The organism is Dyadobacter ginsengisoli DSM 21015 (genome assembly GCF_059568735.1).
This window is the reverse complement of the sequence record NZ_JCANTY010000013.1, coordinates 1-18,881: the sequence shown is the minus strand read 5'-3', so window position 1 is coordinate 18,881 and position 18,881 is coordinate 1. Positions and strand designations below refer to the sequence as shown.

14 protein-coding genes are annotated in these 18,881 nt (G+C 46.1%); 8 read left to right on the top strand and 6 right to left on the bottom strand.

What is annotated here, in order from left to right:
• The first annotated feature begins 84 nt into the window (after positions 1–84).
• The 3 genes from BP71_RS34870 (at position 85) to BP71_RS34860 (ending at position 4,001) form a co-directional block, all read left to right on the top strand.
• Entirely contained in the window at positions 85–1,356 is a 1,272-nt protein-coding gene (locus BP71_RS34870) for a hypothetical protein (protein ID WP_496386308.1), read from the top strand.
• Positions 1,353–2,594, top strand: a complete 1,242-nt coding sequence (locus BP71_RS34865; RefSeq protein ID WP_496386307.1) for a hypothetical protein — start codon at positions 1,353–1,355, stop codon at positions 2,592–2,594. The genes BP71_RS34870 and BP71_RS34865 overlap by 4 nt, the downstream gene beginning before the upstream one ends.
• Positions 2,595–2,657: 63 nt before the next feature.
• Positions 2,658–4,001 (top strand): MutS-related protein, encoded by a 1,344-nt coding sequence (locus tag BP71_RS34860; protein ID WP_496386306.1) that lies wholly within the window; start codon positions 2,658–2,660, stop codon positions 3,999–4,001.
• Positions 4,002–4,030: 29 nt separating this feature from the next.
• Here BP71_RS34860 and serS read toward each other — a convergent pair whose 3' ends face one another.
• The 5 genes from serS to glyA form a co-directional block, all read right to left on the bottom strand.
• Positions 4,031–5,323 carry a serine--tRNA ligase gene (gene serS, locus BP71_RS34855; RefSeq protein ID WP_496386305.1) on the bottom strand — a complete coding sequence of 431 codons (1,293 nt, stop codon included), beginning with the start codon at positions 5,321–5,323 and terminating at the stop codon, positions 4,031–4,033.
• A 59-nt stretch (positions 5,324–5,382) separates the two neighbouring features.
• Positions 5,383–6,741: an aspartate kinase gene (locus BP71_RS34850; RefSeq protein WP_496386304.1), complete on the bottom strand. Its 1,359-nt coding sequence runs from the start codon at positions 6,739–6,741 to the stop codon at positions 5,383–5,385.
• 140 nt (positions 6,742–6,881) lie between these two features.
• On the bottom strand, positions 6,882–7,379 hold the full coding sequence (gene ribH / locus BP71_RS34845) for a 6,7-dimethyl-8-ribityllumazine synthase (protein ID WP_496386303.1): 498 nt from the start codon (positions 7,377–7,379) through the stop codon (positions 6,882–6,884).
• Between the two features lie 118 nt (positions 7,380–7,497).
• Positions 7,498–8,199, bottom strand: a complete 702-nt coding sequence (locus BP71_RS34840) for a tetratricopeptide repeat protein (protein ID WP_496386302.1) — start codon at positions 8,197–8,199, stop codon at positions 7,498–7,500.
• 244 nt (positions 8,200–8,443) lie between these two features.
• Entirely contained in the window at positions 8,444–9,748 is a 1,305-nt protein-coding gene (gene glyA, locus BP71_RS34835) for a serine hydroxymethyltransferase (RefSeq protein WP_496386301.1), read from the bottom strand.
• Between the two features lie 350 nt (positions 9,749–10,098).
• Between glyA and nagB the strand changes: the two genes are divergently transcribed.
• The 5 genes from nagB to dxs all read left to right on the top strand — a co-directional run bounded on the left by nagB (position 10,099) and on the right by dxs (position 18,212).
• Positions 10,099–12,039 (top strand): glucosamine-6-phosphate deaminase, encoded by a 1,941-nt coding sequence (gene nagB, locus BP71_RS34830; RefSeq protein WP_496386444.1) that lies wholly within the window; start codon positions 10,099–10,101, stop codon positions 12,037–12,039.
• 493 nt (positions 12,040–12,532) lie between these two features.
• The gene (gene mutL, locus BP71_RS34825; protein ID WP_496386300.1) at positions 12,533–14,419 is read left to right on the top strand and encodes a DNA mismatch repair endonuclease MutL; all 1,887 of its coding nucleotides are present in this window, start codon (positions 12,533–12,535) and stop codon (positions 14,417–14,419) included.
• A 58-nt stretch (positions 14,420–14,477) separates the two neighbouring features.
• Positions 14,478–15,263: a rhomboid family intramembrane serine protease gene (locus BP71_RS34820; RefSeq protein ID WP_496386299.1), complete on the top strand. Its 786-nt coding sequence runs from the start codon at positions 14,478–14,480 to the stop codon at positions 15,261–15,263.
• A gap of 3 nt (positions 15,264–15,266) precedes the next feature.
• Entirely contained in the window at positions 15,267–16,181 is a 915-nt protein-coding gene (locus tag BP71_RS34815) for a rhomboid family intramembrane serine protease (RefSeq protein WP_496386298.1), read from the top strand.
• 87 nt (positions 16,182–16,268) lie between these two features.
• Positions 16,269–18,212, top strand: coding sequence for a 1-deoxy-D-xylulose-5-phosphate synthase (gene dxs / locus BP71_RS34810; RefSeq protein ID WP_496386297.1), 1,944 nt, complete (start codon positions 16,269–16,271; stop codon positions 18,210–18,212).
• 359 nt (positions 18,213–18,571) lie between these two features.
• Here dxs and BP71_RS34805 read toward each other — a convergent pair.
• The coding region (locus BP71_RS34805; RefSeq protein WP_496386296.1) for a transposase at positions 18,572–18,881 on the bottom strand (310 nt) is incomplete at its 5' end.

The window sequence follows — 18,881 nt, the reverse complement described above, 5'->3', positions numbered from 1 at the left end:
ATAACCGATTAAAACTTTGGGTTTTGCTACTCATTTTGAAGAAAACTTGTCTTAAGTTTGCGCCTTTATCACGATAGATTAAACATGCCCATTCTTACCGTTTTTTACATTAAGCTGCTCATCAACCTTGCATTGACGATTGGAATTATCTGGACAATCAGGCAATCAAAGCTCTTTACCAAATGGCAGTGGGAAAACGATAAGCTGATTCTGACGCTTGGCTTTATATTCTTCCGTCTGATCCCCTGGATAGGGATTTTCCTGATCATTAACGAGGAACCGCGGGGCGATATTCCTTTCTTCTTTTACAAAGCCGAGGGCGCCAAGGCCGGTGGTTTTGTGTACCGTGACTTCTGGTCGTACCATGCACCGTTGTATGCGTATATCATCAGCATACCCGTTTGGATCTGGCACAATGCACGGGCCATTGTTCTGTTTATGGTCCTCATGGAAAGCGGCATTCTCTGGCTGACTTACCAGACCTACAAGTCCCGGTCGCCCAAAGCATTACAGCTCGCTATTATCTATTACATGCTTCCGGCCGCATTCATGTATATCCTCGTGGACGGACAGGAAGAAGTATGGTTCTGGGGTGCTGCCTTACTTATCTGGCGGTATACAATTAAAAAGCCTGTCGACTATGAGGTCGGCATCGGATTACTTTACGCAATGGTTTTACTGACCATTAAAGTAACCTTCATTTTCCTGCTGCCTGCATTGCTCGTGATGGTGAAGAAACCCATTAAAATGCTGCTGGTAATGGCGGCTGTCGGTTTGCCGGCGGTAGGTTTCCTATACTGGCAGATTGGTGACCTTTTCCTGATGCCTATCCGTCATACGGAACAGCTTATGACACCTAATTTGTTTTCGGCTTCAAGACCATTTATAGAACTTCTTTTCCATGTCGATGAAAAGAAATCGACTCTCATCAACTGGTTCGGATTACTTTTTACGGTTTTTATTCCCGTGTATATGGCCTTCAAAGCACGCCATCGCCATATCAACGAAGTTTTGCCCGGCATTTTCATTGCATGTTTCGTTTGCATGATGCTCTTCCAGGCCAGCGCCATGGGCGCCTACGTGATTGCCTACCTGATGGCCGTTTTATTCGAAGTGATCGATATCCGCAAAACACTCCATGTCGCGGTGTTGATCGCTCTCAATTGGCTTACTGTGGTGCAGCCATTTGTTTGGGTGTACATCAAACAGCCCGCATATACGTCCCTGGAAATGTTTGGAAATCCGATGAACCTGTTTGAATACGCATTGCAGATACTCAATGTGCTTTGCTTTCTCTGGATCCTCCGCGAAACCTTTCGCAAAGTGGTCGCTTTCCCAAACCTGGTAACGGCATGAATATCATCCTGGCCAAAACAGCGATCAGCATTGGAGCATTGCTCGTGACGTCGGCGTTGCTCTTTAAACGGGAGCTTTTTACAAACTGGCTTGAAAAAAAATCTGTAAACCCGACACTGGCTGTCGCCTGGGTACTACTGCGGCTTCTGCCATTCATAGGGGTGTACCTTATCGCCAATATGGCGCCTACCTCGGATGTGAACGGCTTCTGGGACGAAGGCAGCAAAGCTTCGCTCGGGCAGGTAGTGTACCGCGATTTCTGGTCGCCCTATTCGCCGCTGTATGCTTATTTTCTTGGAATTTGGCTCAAACTATGGTATAGTCCAAAAATGATCGTCCTGACGATGACCGTCATGGATGGCATCGCATTGCTGGCTTCCTATCATTTTTTCAGACCATTCCAATCCCGCGGGACCTTTCTCTTCCGGGCAATCATATACCTGTTGTTACCCGGTTCGCTCGTACTCTGCGTGATCGGCGCGCAGGAGGATGTATGGATGTGGCTGTTCGTAATCCTTGCCTACCTTCTGCGCGAGCGCACATTACGGGTAGAATGGTATGCCATCATCCTGGCGTTGGGACTGCTGATGACCAAAGCTATTTTTGTGCTGATCCTGGTTCCGCTTTTTATTTTGGAAAAGGAAAAGATCCGGTTTTTGGTCCCAATGGCCATTATCGGTGCGCTTTCGCTTGGAATTCTCTATCCATTGGTTGGATTGGAATTCATGCAGCCGCTGGATGAAGCCAAAACATTACGCGCACCCAATATTCCTTCGATACTAAACCCGTGGTTTCACGATTCTATCGGTGTTGGGGAAAAATTCTGGAACTGGATCGGGCTTGTTGCTTCGGTGGGTTTGGCATGCCTTTCTGCATGGCGGTTACGAAATGCCGATTTTCGTGTCATGCTATCGAAAGTATGGGTTGTCTTGTATGCTACAATGATGATCGTACAGCAGAGCGCTTACAGCAATTACATTTTCCTATTTCTGTTACCGCTCGTATTCTTTGTGATCGATTGGAAAAACAAAACACAGGTTACCTTACTGTTTGTTTTCAATTTGCTTTGCGTAGTACACCCTTCGTATTGGTGGCGGTTGGGTATGCCTTGCTACATGACGCCATCCGATACCCTGGCTTCGCAGGAACTCTTCATTGATTATTCCATGCAAACGTCCATTGTGATGCTAACGGGCTATTTTATATGGCTTGCATTCCCCAGGAAGCACCAAGTTTAACTTTATTTAACAGCCCCCGGTCCAGCCCTGTTTATACATTTGGTGACAACAAACACGTCGCCTATGCTGCCTGTTGACCGGCATACTTTACACGAACTTCAGATACTGCCTGAAAACAGTCGCTCGGCAAGCATTTTAAGCTTTTTCTCCCATACCGAAACGCAGGGTGGTGCCGACTATCTGAAAGTCCTCATCACAAAACCTAAGAAAACGCTAGCGGAAGTACTGCGTTTTCAGGATTTGCTCCGGACCATTTCCATCAGGCCAGCGGCCTGGCAAACCAATGTGTCAAAAGCCTATGCCGCGGCCGCAGAATCTTACTACGCCCTAAGTGTCTCACATTCGATGTCCCAGGACGTTTTCAAGCATTGGTTTGACACATGGCTATACTCTCTTCGGAACAAAGCTGAATTTTACCGTATTCAGAGCGGCGTATTAGCCACTTTAAGAGTGGTCCGGGGCCTCAGTGCTGTAATGGACAGTCTTGAAGCGGCGACACTGCCGGAAGAGGTTGCCGATTCAATTGCCGCGCTCAGGAAGTTCATTTTCGCGCCCGCAATGACCACATTTCAGGACAAAGAAGACCATTTGCTGTCGAAAGCCTCACTGTTCTACCTGGATTATTATTTCAGAATCAGCCATCGGAAACAATTCAGGCAAATGCTCGATACCCTGTATTACATCGATGCCTGCCTGGCTATTGTCAAAACAGCCAGATTGCACCACCTTACATTCCCTACATTTAGCAGGTCTCCTGAATGCTTCGAAGTCAAATCCACCTGGCATCCGCTCATCCCCCACGCTGTCGCCAACGACTTTGGGTTAAAAAGTGATAATCCGGTTTGCATTCTCACAGGCGCCAATACCAGCGGCAAAACCACTTTTCTGAAAACCTGCGGCATTTTGGTTTACCTGGCACACCTGGGTTGGCCTGTTCCAGCACATTCGCTTCATTTGTCGTTCACCAACCGCCTGTTTACCTCCATTCACCTTTCCGATGATCTGGATCTGGGATACAGTCATTTTTTTAACGAAATGATACGCATCAGGCAAATGGCCCATGCACTGCACGAGGGTGAAAAGTGTTTTGTGATTGTCGACGAATTGTTCAGGGGTACCAATCAGGAAGATGCTTTTCACTGCTCCAAAACCGTCATTGAAGGATTTGCCGCTCACCAAAGCTCGTTTTTCCTGTTATCCACTCATTTGCATGAACTGGTCACCCATTATTACAAGCACCCCAGGATCGCTTTCCGGTGCTTCAAAACCCGCATTACAGCGAGTCAATTTGACAATACATTCAAAATTGAAGACGGCGCTGCCTTTGAAAAAGTAGGAAGGCTTATCATGGACCAGACTGGTGTGACCGAGCTCCTTCAAAATGCAAAAAGGCCCCCAAACTGTTGAGAGCCTCTTACATATATATCGCAAATTTCCTACTCGATCACATCGAATCCGCAGTAAGGTATCAATGCGGCCGGTATCCTTACAGTACCATCCGGTTGCTGGTTATTTTCAAGCAACGTGGCAACGATACGCGGCAATGCAAGCGCAGATCCGTTCAGGGTATGAAGTAACTGCGTTTTTTTGTCCGCGTTCCTGTAACGCAGTTTCAGACGATTCGCCTGGTAAGTTTCAAAGTTCGACACAGAACTGCATTCCAGCCAGCGCTCCTGGCCTGCCGACCATACTTCAAAATCGTAAGTCAGTGCAGAGGTGAAGCCCATATCTCCACCGCAAAGGCGCAGAATGCGGTAGGGCAATTCCAGTTTTTCCAATAAACCCTTTACATGGTCAACCATTTCGTCCAGGGCTTTATACGAATCTTCCGGTTTGCTGATCTGCACGATCTCCACCTTATCGAACTGGTGCAGCCGGTTCAGCCCGCGTACGTGCGCGCCCCAGCTGCCAGCCTCTCTCCGAAAACAAGGTGTAAATGCTACATTTTTAACAGGCAGTTCACTTTCCGCAACGATCACATCGCGGTATAAATTGGTGACAGGCACCTCCGCAGTAGGGATCAGGTAAAGGTCATCCTGTTTATCATGATACATCTGTCCCTCCTTGTCGGGAAGTTGCCCGGTTGCGAAACCCGAATCCGCATTGACGACAATCGGCGGTTGCACTTCTGTATAGCCGGCTTTGGCAGCTTCATCGAGGAAAAAGGAGATCATGGCTCTTTGCAACCTGGCTGCTTTACCTTTATAGACTGGGAACCCGGCACCGGTAATCTTGTTGCCAAGTTCAAAGTCAATAATGGGCGCCAGATTTTTACCAAGCTTCTTGATCAGCTCCCAATGCGGCTGTGCGCCATCCGGCAAAGCCGGTTTCGCGCCCGCTTCTAAAACGGTCACATTATCCTCCGCAGTCCGCCCTTCCGGAACGCTTTCGTGGGGCAAATTCGGGAGTTTGACAAGCTCTTCAAGCAACGTCGCTTCCACTACCTTATGCTCCTCATCCAACGCCTTTGAGCGCTCTTTTAATGCTGCCGTGTCCGCCTTCGCCGCCTCTGCCTCCTCTTTCTGTCCCGACTTCATCAATGCACCGATTTCCTTGGCTTTGTTATTGGATTGAGCAAGCGTATCGTCAAGCTCCTGCTGAATCTGGCGTCTTTTTATGTCCAGCGCGATGATGCGATCTACCACATCTTCGGGATCCTTAAAATGTTTCTTGCTTAGTCCCGCGATGGTCTGTTCCCTGTTTTCGCGGATAAAATTGGTTTGTAACATCGGACTGTCGGCTGTCGGCTCTCGGCGATCAGCTGTTAATATTTACAATTATTATCTGATCAAGGCGCTGTAAATATGTCCTTCATCGCGTCTTCATAGAAAAACAGACGTTCATTCAGGACATTCAACGCTTCGGCCTTGTATTTCGAATGGATAAGCAACGAGAGATTATGTTCCGACGCACCATACGAAATCATTCGTATAGGAATATGTTTCAATGCATCCAGCACCTTCAACGCGATACCTTCTTTATCCGCGCTGAAATTCCCTACGATACAAATGATGTTCTGGTCACGGTCATGTTCTTCCAAATCAGCGAATTCGCGAAGTTCGGCGCTGATCTTGTCCAGGTTTTCAGAATTATCGATTGTCACAGACACCGACACTTCCGAAGTAGTGATCATGTCCACCGGCGTCTTATATTTTTCGAAGATCTCGAATACCCTACGAAGGAATCCGTAGGCATTCAGCATACGGGTTGAATGGATATAAATCGCCGTGATGTTGTCCTTTGCAGCGATCGCCTTGATATCCCTGTCCGAAGTCTGGTTGGCGATCAGCGTTCCGGGTGCTTCTGGCTGCATTGTATTTTTCAGGCGAACAGGCACTCCTCTGAGTTTAGCAGGGGTGATCGTACTCGGATGCAGGATTTTTGCACCGAAGTAAGCCAGCTCTGCAGCTTCCTCAAATGTCAGTTCACGGATCGGGAAGGTACGTTTTACGATACGCGGGTCGTTATTGTGCATTCCGTCAATGTCGGTCCAGATCTGTATTTCATCGGCACGGATCGCACCTCCGATCAGTGATGCCGTGTAATCAGATCCGCCTCTTTTCAAGTTGTCCACCTCTTCCCTTGGATTACGGCAAATGAATCCCTGGGTAACGATAGTTTGCTTGTCTGTATATTGATTCAGAATCGTAACCAGTTTTTCTTCAATCGTTGCCAGTTCAGGTTCTCCATCCGCATCTATACGCATAAAATCCAGCGCAGGCAGCAATACCGAACTTTCTCCTTTTTCTTCCAGATAAGCCTGGAACATCTTTGTGCTCAATATTTCACCTTCCGCAACCAGTTCTTTCTCCTGCTTAATGGTAAACGGCTTCACACCTACGACCGATTTGATAAAACCAAACTCCGCATCGACGATCTGCTGACCTTGCGCAAGTCCTTCCGATGTTGCATACAATTCTTTGATGAACAGATCGTAATGTGTTTTCAGCTCCTCGATTTGAGTCGCAACTTTCGCGTCATCATACGATTTCGCTGCTTCTCCGATTGCGATCAATGCATTGGTCGAACCCGACAATGCAGACAATACAACAATCTTACGGCTAGGATCATTATTAAGAAGTTCGCGGATTGAGTGCATACGCTCAGGTTTTCCTACCGAAGTACCGCCAAATTTCCAGACTTGCATAACTTATTTTTGAATGATTGAATGATTGAATTTTGAATGTCCGAATGACCGAATGATTGAGAGAATATTTCATGGAATTTGAAGTGAACCACGTTGGTTTGGGTGATTTACTTTACTTATTCATCCAATCATTCGGTTATTCAAAATTGACTAACCTGCGCTTTAAGACCAATCATTTTAATGGCCGTCATCGCTGCTTCGTCGCCTTTGTTGCCATGAACGCCGCCGGATCGTTCCAGTGCCTGTTCCATATTGTTGGGTGTCAGCACACCGAAGATCACCGGCTTGTCGTATTTCAGGCTCACATGGGTAATGCCTTGCGCCACCGCGTGGTTGATGTAGTCGTTGTGCTTGGTTTCCCCCTGAATCACAACACCCAATGCGATCACCGCATCAATGTCGGACCTTTGTGCAAACCATTGCGAACCCATTGTGAGCTCGAAGCTTCCCGGTACATTACCTCTGACAATGTTGCCGGCTATCGCTCCGTAGGTAATGAGCGTCTGATATGCACCCTCGAATAGCTTCTCCGTAACCTCATTGTTCCATTCTGCCACAATAATGGCAAATCTCTTGTTGCTGATATCCGGCAGGCCTTCCGTCGTAAATACACTTAGATTTTTATCGGCACTTGACATAATATTGATTTTCAATTGGATTTCACTAAAAAGAGCATTAAAGAACGATTGCAGGGAATAAAAAAGGGATAAAACCGGTGTCGGCTTTATCCCTTTTCAGAAACAGAATGGATAACCATTACTTGCCGACCTGTCCCTCTAATAATCCCATATATTTCTTGGCATTCACCACTTCCGATGAAAGCGGGAATTCATCAACGACACGTTTATAGCTAGCAACCGCGTCAGCAGGCTGGTTAGCCTTTTCCTGAGCAAGAGCTAATTTCATCAGATATACTGGTGTGAAGTACTCATTCTTCTCATAATCAGCAGCTTTCTGATAATAAGAGACTGCCTCAGCAGGCTGGTTCTTTTCCAAATAAGCATCCCCGATCAGAGATTGTGCACGTGCGTGAATAAGCAGGTCCGATGAGCTGAAAGATTGCAAATGGCTAATCGCTTCGTCGTACTTACCTTGTTTCAGCAATGCAACGCCCGCGTAAAAGTTTGCAAGGTTGCTGGCATCAGTTCCTTTATAGCTATCCGCGATCGACAAAAGTCCCTCGTTACCACCGCTTCCGTTTAATGCTTTTTGCAAAGAATCGGCTTCAAAATCGTAAACAACGCTGGCAAGAGCATTCTGGGCTGTTCCTTCCTGGCCGCTGATGTAAACGCGGTATCCCACAAATCCAAGAATAGCAACCACAATAGCTCCTCCAACCCCCAGAAGAACCTTCCGGTTTTTAATGAAAAAAACCTCTGCTTTCGTGAGCTGGCTTGCTAATGCTTCCGGAGTTTCAATAATTTCCAGCCCGGATTCGCCCGTATTTTTCTTGCTCATATCAATTAATTCGATTTTGGAGTGCAAAGTTATGAAAACTTTATTAAGTCAAAACAAGTTAGGGTACAATTCTTTGCAGGATATGTTTATCTCTGATGATCGTCCCCCATCCCGGTGGCGGGAAATCGACACGCCTTCGCATTACCTTATGAAAGAACGAGTTTGACAGTCTAATCCATATAAAACGAAAACTCCGTGATCGCTCGTTGCTACCACGGAGTTTTCAATCCATATATAATGATGACTAGCTGTACAATGGATACTGTTTCATCCACTCATTTACTTCGGTTTTTACCGCCGCGATTTTAGCCTCATTGTCGTGGTTAACCAGAACACTGTCAACCAGATCCACAATACGCTCCATGTCCGCTTCTACCAGCCCGCGAGTGGTCATAGCCGCAGTTCCCACACGCATACCGGATGTTATCATTGGAGATTTATCATCGAACGGCACCATGTTCTTATTGATCGTGATGTCGGCTTTGATGAGCGTATTTTCTGCAAGTTTACCGGTCAGTCCCGACTCTACACCATTTTTGGTGCGAAGATCGATCAACATCAGGTGGTTGTCTGTACCACCGGAAATGATGCGGTAACCTTTATCGACAAACGCTTTGGCCATAGCCTGTGCGTTTCTGGCGATCTGGGTTGCATAGTTATAGTATCCCTCACCCAGCGCTTCGCCGAAAGCAATGGCTTTGGCAGCAATGATGTGCTCAAGAGGCCCGCCTTGTGTACCTGGGAATACTCCTGAATCCAAAAGAGATGACATGGTGCGGATCTGGCCTTTCGGCGTTTTAATGCCAAATGGGTTTTCGAAATCATTACGCATCATGATCACACCCCCGCGCGGTCCACGCAAAGTCTTGTGTGTTGTAGTAGTTACAATATGACAGTGATCGAACGGATCTTTCAACAGCCCTTTCGCAATCAGGCCGGCAGGATGGGAGATATCTGCCATCAAAAGCGCACCCACCTGATCAGCAATTGCGCGAAGGCGTTCGTAATCCCAGTCACGGCTGTATGCCGAAGCACCGCAGATCAAAAGTTTCGGACGCTCTTTCAATGCTGTTTCCTCTACCTTATCCCAGTCAATAAGACCAGTTTCCGCTTCAACACCATAAAATACAGGTTGAAAATATTTACCTGAAATGTTAACCGGCGAGCCATGTGTAAGGTGGCCGCCGTGTGCCAGGTTGAATCCCATAATTTTATCGCCAGGATTCAGGCACGCAAGAAACACTGCTGTATTAGCCTGTGCACCGGAATGAGGCTGCACATTGGCCCAGGTTGCGCCGAAAAGCTCCTTCAAACGATCGATCGCAATCTGTTCGATTTCATCCACAATTTCACATCCGCCATAATAGCGCTTACCTGGCAGTCCTTCCGCATATTTATTGGTCAAAACACTTCCTGACGCTTCCATTACCTGACGTGAGGTAAAGTTTTCAGAGGCGATCAGCTCGATACCAGATTCCTGGCGATGCTTTTCTCTGTTAATCAGATCAAAAATGGTAGTGTCACGTTCAACGCTGGTGAGTGTAGACATGGGATTGGCAGAAAAATGGTGTGATACTTTCGTGGAATAAGCCGCAAAAATACAAGCAATTATTTTGGAATAAAATACTAACACTTACTTTATCTTTAAAGTGCGAACGGGCGTTGGCGCGCCAAAGCAGCAAATAGCCCTAAGACACAAATCAAACGTAGTTTTAAGTATAAGTTATTTCTTAAATTATTTTAATAATATTCGTTTTCAGTTGTACTTTTGTGGTCAAACCATTCGTGCGTGATCGAACACATGAGTAAATTGCAGTTTTACCCCTAGTCTATTCACGAACTCTTAAATAATTCAACTTAGTTATGAGCCAACAAGCGGTAAGTCCACAAACAATTCTGATGCAAGCTTCCAGCAATGGGAAAGGCACTGCGGGTACGGTAGGACAACCCATCACCTATGAAAAGATCCCAACGCAGATTTTTGCGGATTCTAAAGAAGCATCGCATGCGGTAGCGAAGGAAATAGCAGACCTGATCCGTCAGAAACAAAAGGAAGGCAAGCCCTGCGTTTTGGGATTGGCTACGGGTTCATCCCCAAAGACCGTTTATGCGATCCTCGTGAAGATGCACCGGGAAGAAGGGCTGAGCTTTAAAAATGTAATTTCCTTCAACCTGGATGAGTACTATCAGATGGAACCAGATTCCATTTACAGCTACCACAGGTTTATGAAAGAACAATTGTTCAATCACGTAGATATCCCGAAAGAAAACTACTTTATTCCGGACGGTACTGTTCCGGCTGCGCTGCTTCGTGACTATTGCATGTCCTACGAAAACAAGATCAATGCGGTAGGAGGGTTGGATTTCCAGTTGCTGGGTATCGGCGGTAACGGCCACGTCGGTTTCAATGAGCCCGGCTCGCTGATCAACTCCCACACACGTCTGATCACACTCGACCACTCGACCCGCGCTGCGGCCAGCATGGAATTCGGAGGTTTGCATAATGTGCCCCGCAAAGCCATCACGCTGGGTATAGCCCCGATTCTGAACGCACGCCGGATCGTCCTGCTGGCATGGGGTGAAAGAAAGGCATCCGTGATCCGCGGAGCTGTGGAAGGGCCTGTGAGCGAACTAAACCCGGCTTCGTACCTTCAGGCGCACACAGATGTGTCTTTCGTAGTTGATGAAAGTGCTGCTTCCGAACTGACCCGAATCAAAACGCCTTGGGCGGTGGATTCTGTGATCTGGGATAACAAAATGATTAAAAAGGCTGTTACCCATTTGTCTCAAACACTGAAAAAGCCGATTCTCAAGCTTACTGACAAGGATTACAATGACAATGGTATGAGTGACTTGCTGGCTCAATATGGTGCAGGTTACGAGATCAATATCAATGTCTTTAATCAACTGCAGCATACCATCACCGGATGGCCTGGTGGAAAACCTAATGCAGATGATACGCATCGCCCCGAAAGAGCCCAGCCTGCTAAAAAGCGCGTGCTGATTTTCAGCCCGCATCCCGACGATGATATTATTTCTATGGGAGGTACCTTCCAAAGACTGGTTGACCAGGGGCATGAGGTGCACGTTGCTTATCAGACATCCGGAAACATTGCGGTGGCTGATGACGAGGCTTTGCGATTCATCGACTTCGTTGTTGACTTCAATAATGGCTTCCACATTGAAAGCCCTAATGCAAGCAAACTGTTCCAGGACGCTAAAGACTTTCTGAGACATACGAAAAACAGTGAAATAGATACCCCGGAAGTACGGAAAGTAAAAGGTTTGATCCGTCGCGGCGAAGCGAAAGCTACTTGTCGCTTCGTAGGTGTGCCTACCAGTCAGGCACACTTCCTGGATATGCCATTCTATGAAACCGGAACTGTTCAAAAGAAACCGATCGGTGAAGAAGATATTAAAATCATCGAAAATCTGATCGAGGAAGTGAAACCTCACCAGATTTACGCAGCCGGCGACTTTGCCGACCCGCATGGAACACATAAAGTCTGCTGGGATGCCATTGAAGCCGCATTACAGCGTTCGAAACACAAAAATTTCATGAAGGACTGCTGGGTATGGTTATACCGCGGCGCCTGGGCAGAATGGGATATCTACGAGATCGAAATGGCTGTTCCGATGAGCCCCGACCAGGTACTAAAAAAACGTCAGGGAATTTTCAAGCATCAGTCTCAAAAAGACGGTGTCGTATTCCAGGGCGAAGATTCACGCGAATTCTGGCAACGTGCCGAAGAACGTAACCGTGGAACTGCGCAGCTGTACGACTCACTGGGTCTTGCGGAGTATGAAGCGATGGAAGCATTTGTTCGGTGGAAATTCTGATCAAAAACAGCAATAAAGCGAAAGAGCCCGGAAAATTTCCGGGCTCTTTCGCTTTATATATACTATAATACAGTTCGATATCAGTTTCTACAACTCCATGTCGATCCACATCCTTTGAGCCATTTTCTCCACCATATTCATAATACCCTGCAGGGCACCAAAAATGATACATAAAGGCAGAATCACTGGCAGAAATATCAGCCACTGCAGTGCCATGGTAAAATTAAATCTTCTGATAATTGGCGTTTTCATAACAGGATCAGGTGCTTACAACAGGAGTTTAGTATCCCAAGTTATACAAATAATTAATGGTCAACAACTTTTTACTTAACTAACGTCGCCACTTTCTTTAAAATTTGAATAAATAATATAATTATTTCAATTACAATTAAAAGAAAAGTGAATTTACCTCCATTGCTACCCTCCGAAATTCACCAGGCAGTAAGAAAAATTTTTGTTTATTTGTTATACTAAAGTTAACTGCCGTTCCGACATGCCTTCATCCGACATCATCCAACTATTACCCGATTCCATAGCCAATCAAATTGCCGCAGGAGAAGTCGTTCAGCGGCCTGCCTCGGTGGTGAAAGAGCTCATGGAAAATGCGATTGATGCGAAGGCCTCCCAGGTGCAGGTCATTCTTCGCGAAGCCGGACGGGCGCTGATTCAAATCATTGACAATGGCACGGGAATGACAGAAACCGATGCCCGAATGTGTTTCGAACGGCATGCCACCTCAAAAATCCGGCAGTCGGAAGATTTGTTCCGAATTCGCACGATGGGATTCAGAGGGGAAGCATTGGCCTCGATCGCCGCTGTCGCACAAGTAGAGTTGCGTACACGTCAGGAGCAGGACGAGCTAGGCACATTGATCCGTATCGACGGGTCTGAAATTAAGACGCAGGAAGCGGTAGCCTGTCCAAAGGGAACCAATTTTTCGGTTCGGAACCTGTTTTTCAACGTTCCGGCCAGAAGAAATTTTCTTAAATCCAATTCGGTGGAAATGCGGCATGTCCTGGACGAATTTCAGCGGGTCGCGTTGTCCAACCCCGAAGTAGGATTTACATTGCACCATAACGATACCGAAGTCTTCAATTTGCAACCGGGAAAACTCGTTCGGCGGATTATAGACATTTACGGCAAGAGTTACAGGGAACAACTCGCTTTCTGTCAGGAAGATACCTCTTACATTAACGTGCGAGGATATATTGGCAAACCTGAATTTGCACGGAAGACGAGGGGAGAGCAGTTCTTCTTTGTGAATGATCGTTTTATCAAGCATAATTATATGCACCACGCCGTGATCAGCGCATTTGATGGAACCATCCCCGAAGGCAGTCATCCATTTTATGTACTTTTCATTGACATAGATCCTTCCCATATCGACATCAATATCCATCCTACCAAAACGGAAATCAAATTTGATGACGAAAGATCGGTGTACGCGATCATTATGGCGGCGGTAAAAAAGGCCGTGGGCGTCTATAATTTGTCGCAGTCGATTGATTTCGAAGAGAATATCAATTTTCTCAACCCGCTTCCTACCGATCAGAACAATAACCTGATTCCACGCACCGTGATGCCGGATTGGGCCGCACAATCACGCAAAAATGAGAACAGTCCCTCTAAATCGAATCTGACCAACTGGAGCAAACTATTTGAAGGACTTCAGAACACCGACGACCGGCACCGGGAATTAGCAGCATTCGAAATGGGTTCCACCGCGGCCACCAGACCGGTTTTTCAGGAGCAGGCAAAAACAGTAGCCAGCAAAGTAAACCGCATGGCGGCCGAAGTGATCTCCGCTCCGGAAAGCGATGCTTTGCTGTTTCAGTTGCATAACCGTTACATACTGTCCCAGGTAAAAGATGGGATCATGCTCATCGACCAGAAGGCTGCCTACGAGCGAATTTTGTACGAAAGATACCGCAAAATGCTTATTAACCGGAACGGTGCCTGCCAGCAGCTGCTTTTTCCGAAAACCATCCGTCTAACACATTCCGATATGCAGCTTGTGCACGAGACCAAGAAGGAAATCCGGAGTTTGGGTTTTGAATTTGACGAATTCGGATCCAACGAACTGATCATAAGGGGTATTCCTGCCGACTTACCCGAAGAGAGTGAGCAGGATCTGTTCGAAGAGCTTATTGAGCAGCTTAAGCAAAGCTATTCCGACCTTAAACTCAACAAACCGGAAAGCTTGTCAAGATCGCTAGCCAGGCGCTTTTCCGTGCGCTATGCGGTCAAATTATCTTATGTCGAGATACACACTTTGATTAACCAGCTTTTTGCATCTTCCGACCCCAACAGGACCCCAGGTGGCGAATCCATTATCGTCCTGCTGACGATGGATAAATTAGCCGGGATATTCAGAAATTAGGAAACGAAAATCGGAAATGTGTAGTTATCGAATGTAAATTATTGAATTTGAATCTAATATGTTAGCCATAACCCCTACGGTAAGGAATTTATTGATCCTCAATATCCTGTTCTATTTTATTGATTCATCCGTTTTTGAGCTTAAAAACCTATTTGCTCTCAGTTCGGTGCTGTCACCCAAATTCCATATTTTTCAGTTTGTCTCCTATATGTTTCTACATGGCGGGTTTACCCACCTGTTAAGCAATATGTTCGGTTTGTTTATGTTTGGACCGTTGCTGGAACGTATGTGGGGGCCTAAGCGGTTTCTATTTTTCTACTTCTTCACAGGGATAGGAGCAGGCCTGCTTTTCTCCGGAATCGACCTCATTGAGAATCTCCAGGTAGCAAAAGCCGTTGAGTTATTTATCCAGCAACCTACACCTGATGGACTCGCCGATTTTTTGAGCAAGTATGCGGAGCCTCTTTATGAGCCGAACCTGGAATTTTTGAACGGGTTTGAAGGAAATCCAAGCAATTCAGTGTATATTCAACAGAGTATTAAGCTGGTACAGGGCTTTTACGCCTGGTCGATCAGCATACCGATGGTCGGGGCTTCCGGAGCAATTTTCGGCATCCTGATGGCGTTTGGGTTATTATTTCCAAATACTGAGCTATTCTTGTTGTTTGTACCGTTTCCTATAAAAGCGAAATATTTCGTAGCATTTTATGGGCTTTACGAGTTGTATTCCGGGATCCAAAATGCTCAGTCCGATAATGTCGCGCACTTCGCACACATTGGAGGAATGCTATTTGCATATATATTGTTGCGTTACTGGGGTACGCAAAAAACAAATTTCTATTGAAAGATGAGCAATATTGTTGACGACGTAAAAAGGGAATTTGCAAAGTCAGAGAATGCACTTGTAAAGATAATCCTGATTAATACAGCAGTATTTCTGGTTCTGCTGCTAATGAAGATCGTTTTGACACTCTCCCAGTCGTCAGGTCTATATGTGACCGTGATCAATACATTGCAGCTGCCTGCAGCGACCAACGAGTTTATCTACAAACCTTGGACGCTGATTACCTACTTTTTTACACACGACGATATCTTCCATATTCTATTCAATATGCTGTTCCTGTACTGGTTTGGAAAGCTGGTGGATGAATATCTCGGAGCGAAAAGAGTGGTTGCACTATACATGCTGGGGGGGATAGCAGGCGGCCTGATTTACATTGTTTTATACAATCTGCTTCCCTACTTCCAGGCTCACATTGAAGGTTCCAGAATGCTCGGAGCATCTGCTGCCGCATTTTCCGTAGCTGTCGGAGCTTCTACCTTGCTACCCAACTACACTTTCAATTTGATCTTCCTTGGCCCGGTAAGGATCAAATTCATTGCACTTTTCTACATCATCTTGTCACTTGCACAAACAGTTGGCCCAAATGCTGGTGGAAATCTGGCCCACCTGGGCGGAGCTTTTATTGGCTATTTGTTCATCAAACTGCTGCAAAACGGGACAGACTTGGGAAAACCAATCTATGCTTTGCTATCTGTATGGTCACGTATTTTTCGCAAACGTCCCTCCATGCAGGTGACGTACCGTGAAAGACAGGTTTACCGTAGCACCAGTGTTTACTCATCATCTGCATCAGGAACCATCGAAATGCCTGACCAAATGGAAATTGATTCTATTCTGGATAAAATTTCCAAATCTGGCTATGAAAGCCTGACTCGTGAAGAAAAACAAAAGCTGTTCAAGGCAAGTCAGCAAAAATAATCGTCAGATTTAATACGTATTTGCTTAATTTTGTTACTCTTTCATAAAGCGAGCAGCTGGTTAATTCTGATTCAATAACCCTACGGTATGCTTATAACGCCCGGAAAATTACTGGCAAAGATTAATTCTCCCGAGGATCTTCGTAAACTGGATAGCTCTCAGCTTCCGCAGGTTTGTAACGAATTAAGGCAGTTCATTATCGATAACGTTTCGGTTTATGGAGGCCATTTTGGCGCGAGTCTGGGTGTCGTCGAGCTAAGTGTGGCTCTTCACTATGTATTCAATACACCCGATGACCAGCTTGTCTGGGATGTAGGCCACCAGGCTTACGGACATAAAATTTTGACCGGGAGAAGGGATGACTTCCATTCAAACCGCACTTATGGGGGACTTTCAGGATTTCCCAAGAGAAAGGAAAGTATCTATGATGCCTTTGGTGTGGGCCATTCTTCTACTTCCATTTCGTCTGCATTGGGAATGGCGGTGGCATCTGCACTAGAGAAGAATTTCGAACGTCAGCATATCGCTATCATTGGTGATGGGGCTATGACAGCCGGATTGGCATTCGAGGGAATGAACCATGCAGGTGCCACGGACTCAAATCTGCTGATCATACTCAATGATAACTGCATGGCGATCGACCCCAACGTCGGCGCCTTAAAAGAATATCTCACAGACATTACCACCTCCCAAACCTATAATAAGTTCAAAGACGAGGTTTGGAATCTGCTTGGTAAAATGAGCAACTTCGGTAAAAGTGCTCAGGAGGTTGTTTCCAAAGTCGAGACCGTTATGAAAACGGCGATACTCCGTCAAAGTAATCTTTTCGAATCTCTTGGCCTTCGCTATTTCGGCCCGATTGATGGTAATGACATCAGCCACCTGACTGAAGTATTAAAGGACCTGAAAAGCATCCCGGGACCAAAATTGCTACATTGCCTTACGGTTAAGGGAAAGGGCTACGGTCCGGCCGAGAAAGACCAGACGAAATGGCATGCTCCTGGCGTTTTCGATAAGATTACCGGGGAAATCAAGAAGAAAGTTTACGACACGCCTCAGGCACCAAAATATCAGGATGTTTTCGGCCATACCATAGTAGAATTGGCCAGACAAAATCCAAAAATTGTAGGGGTTACCCCGGCGATGCCTTCCGGATCATCTTTAAATATTATGATGGAAGCCATTCCGGAAAGGGCCTTTGATGTAGGTATTGCAGAACAACATGCTGTGACATTTTCTGCGGGAATGGCAACCCGCGGCGATATCGTATACTGCAACATTTATTCCACCTTTATGCAGAGAGCATATGATCAGGTGGTACACGACGTCTGTATTCAGGAACTACCTGTTGTTTTTTGTCTTGACAGAGCTGGCCTGGTTGGTGCCGACGGACCGACTCACCATGGTGTTTATGACATTGCCTTTATGCGGTGTATTCCAAATATGGTGGTGGCATCACCTATGAATGAACAAGAGCTCCGCAATATGATGTATACGGCTCAATTGGAGTCTTTCCAGTCAGGTACTAATGCATTCACTATTCGTTATCCCAGAGGTACTGGCATTATGCCGGATTGGAAAACACCTTTTGAAGAAATTACAATCGGGAAAGGAAGGAAAATTCGCAATGGCAGTAATCTAGCCATACTATCATTGGGCCCTCTCGGAAATTTTGCCTTGGATGCATGTGAAGAGCTTCATAACCAAGGCATAGACGCTGCGTTATTTGACATGCGTTTTGCAAAGCCGCTGGATCAAGCTCTGCTGCACGAAATATTTTCTTCCTATGATCGGGTCATGACGTTGGAAGATGGCTGCTTACAAGGCGGATTTGGTAGTGCTATCGTTGAGTTTATGATAGACAATGGTTATAGCAGCCAAATAAAGCGACTTGGAATACCTGATTCAATCATTGAACATGGTGAACCTGGCGAACTATATCATGAATGCGGCATTGACAAAGCGGGTATTATAGCAGCAGCAATCGAATTCATTCAGATGCCAACACGAATTGCATCAATAGCTCATTAAAACGATTTGACCTGACAGTGAACGCCGATCCAGAAATGAGATCGGCCTTTTTATTTAGCAGGAGTTGGTAAAGCTTCAAAAACCGAAGCATTAGAACAAAATGAAGACACTCAACTAGCCTGACAAAACATAATCACCGTAAAAACAGCATGATTTAAAAACATTGCGTTCTCCGCTGGATTTCACACTGCCGATCAGGCCCCATTTCTGGCTCCTGTGCTACGCCGGACCTCGAAACGGTCACTAATTTATCATCGGCGGACCCGGGCTTAGGCAGCCCCGACTAGGCGTCCCCACTTAACTTCTCTGTTGGACCCGGGGTGGCGGATCCAGGATCAAGCAGAATTCTTGGGGTGAGATTAAGCATAAAGTTTCGTGAGCCTGAATAGGAAGAACGGAATATCCCTCACACCTCTGGATGAGGCCCTGAAAGCCTTGATTTTGGCGTTGAATGACTCAGCGGAAGCATTGGTAGTCCTGTTATTAAAGAAGTTGAGGATATCCAAATAATGTGTCTGAATAGACCTGGCGACAGTTTTGAACGAATCAAGGCCGCAATCTTCCACTGCATTGTACCAAAGCGCAAGCCTTTTAAATGCTTGTTCTTTGGACTTGCAAACCCTAAAAACAGTTCCCAAACCTGTTGCTAGCTTGTAAGCCTGCCCAATA

Excerpts from the sequence above, each read along its gene's own strand:
- BP71_RS34870 (WP_496386308.1), top strand. The coding sequence starts at position 85 with ATGCCCATTCTTACCGTTTTTTACATTAAGCTGCTCATCAACCTTGCA.
- BP71_RS34865 (WP_496386307.1), top strand. The coding sequence starts at position 1,353 with ATGAATATCATCCTGGCCAAAACAGCGATCAGCATTGGAGCATTGCTC.
- BP71_RS34860 (WP_496386306.1), top strand. The coding sequence starts at position 2,658 with ATGCTGCCTGTTGACCGGCATACTTTACACGAACTTCAGATACTGCCT.
- serS (WP_496386305.1), bottom strand. The coding sequence starts at position 5,323 with ATGTTACAAACCAATTTTATCCGCGAAAACAGGGAACAGACCATCGCG.
- BP71_RS34850 (WP_496386304.1), bottom strand. The coding sequence starts at position 6,741 with ATGCAAGTCTGGAAATTTGGCGGTACTTCGGTAGGAAAACCTGAGCGT.
- ribH (WP_496386303.1), bottom strand. The coding sequence starts at position 7,379 with ATGTCAAGTGCCGATAAAAATCTAAGTGTATTTACGACGGAAGGCCTG.
- BP71_RS34840 (WP_496386302.1), bottom strand. The coding sequence starts at position 8,199 with ATGAGCAAGAAAAATACGGGCGAATCCGGGCTGGAAATTATTGAAACT.
- glyA (WP_496386301.1), bottom strand. The coding sequence starts at position 9,748 with ATGTCTACACTCACCAGCGTTGAACGTGACACTACCATTTTTGATCTG.
- nagB (WP_496386444.1), top strand. The coding sequence starts at position 10,099 with ATGCAAGCTTCCAGCAATGGGAAAGGCACTGCGGGTACGGTAGGACAA.
- mutL (WP_496386300.1), top strand. The coding sequence starts at position 12,533 with ATGCCTTCATCCGACATCATCCAACTATTACCCGATTCCATAGCCAAT.
- BP71_RS34820 (WP_496386299.1), top strand. The coding sequence starts at position 14,478 with ATGTTAGCCATAACCCCTACGGTAAGGAATTTATTGATCCTCAATATC.
- BP71_RS34815 (WP_496386298.1), top strand. The coding sequence starts at position 15,267 with ATGAGCAATATTGTTGACGACGTAAAAAGGGAATTTGCAAAGTCAGAG.
- dxs (WP_496386297.1), top strand. The coding sequence starts at position 16,269 with ATGCTTATAACGCCCGGAAAATTACTGGCAAAGATTAATTCTCCCGAG.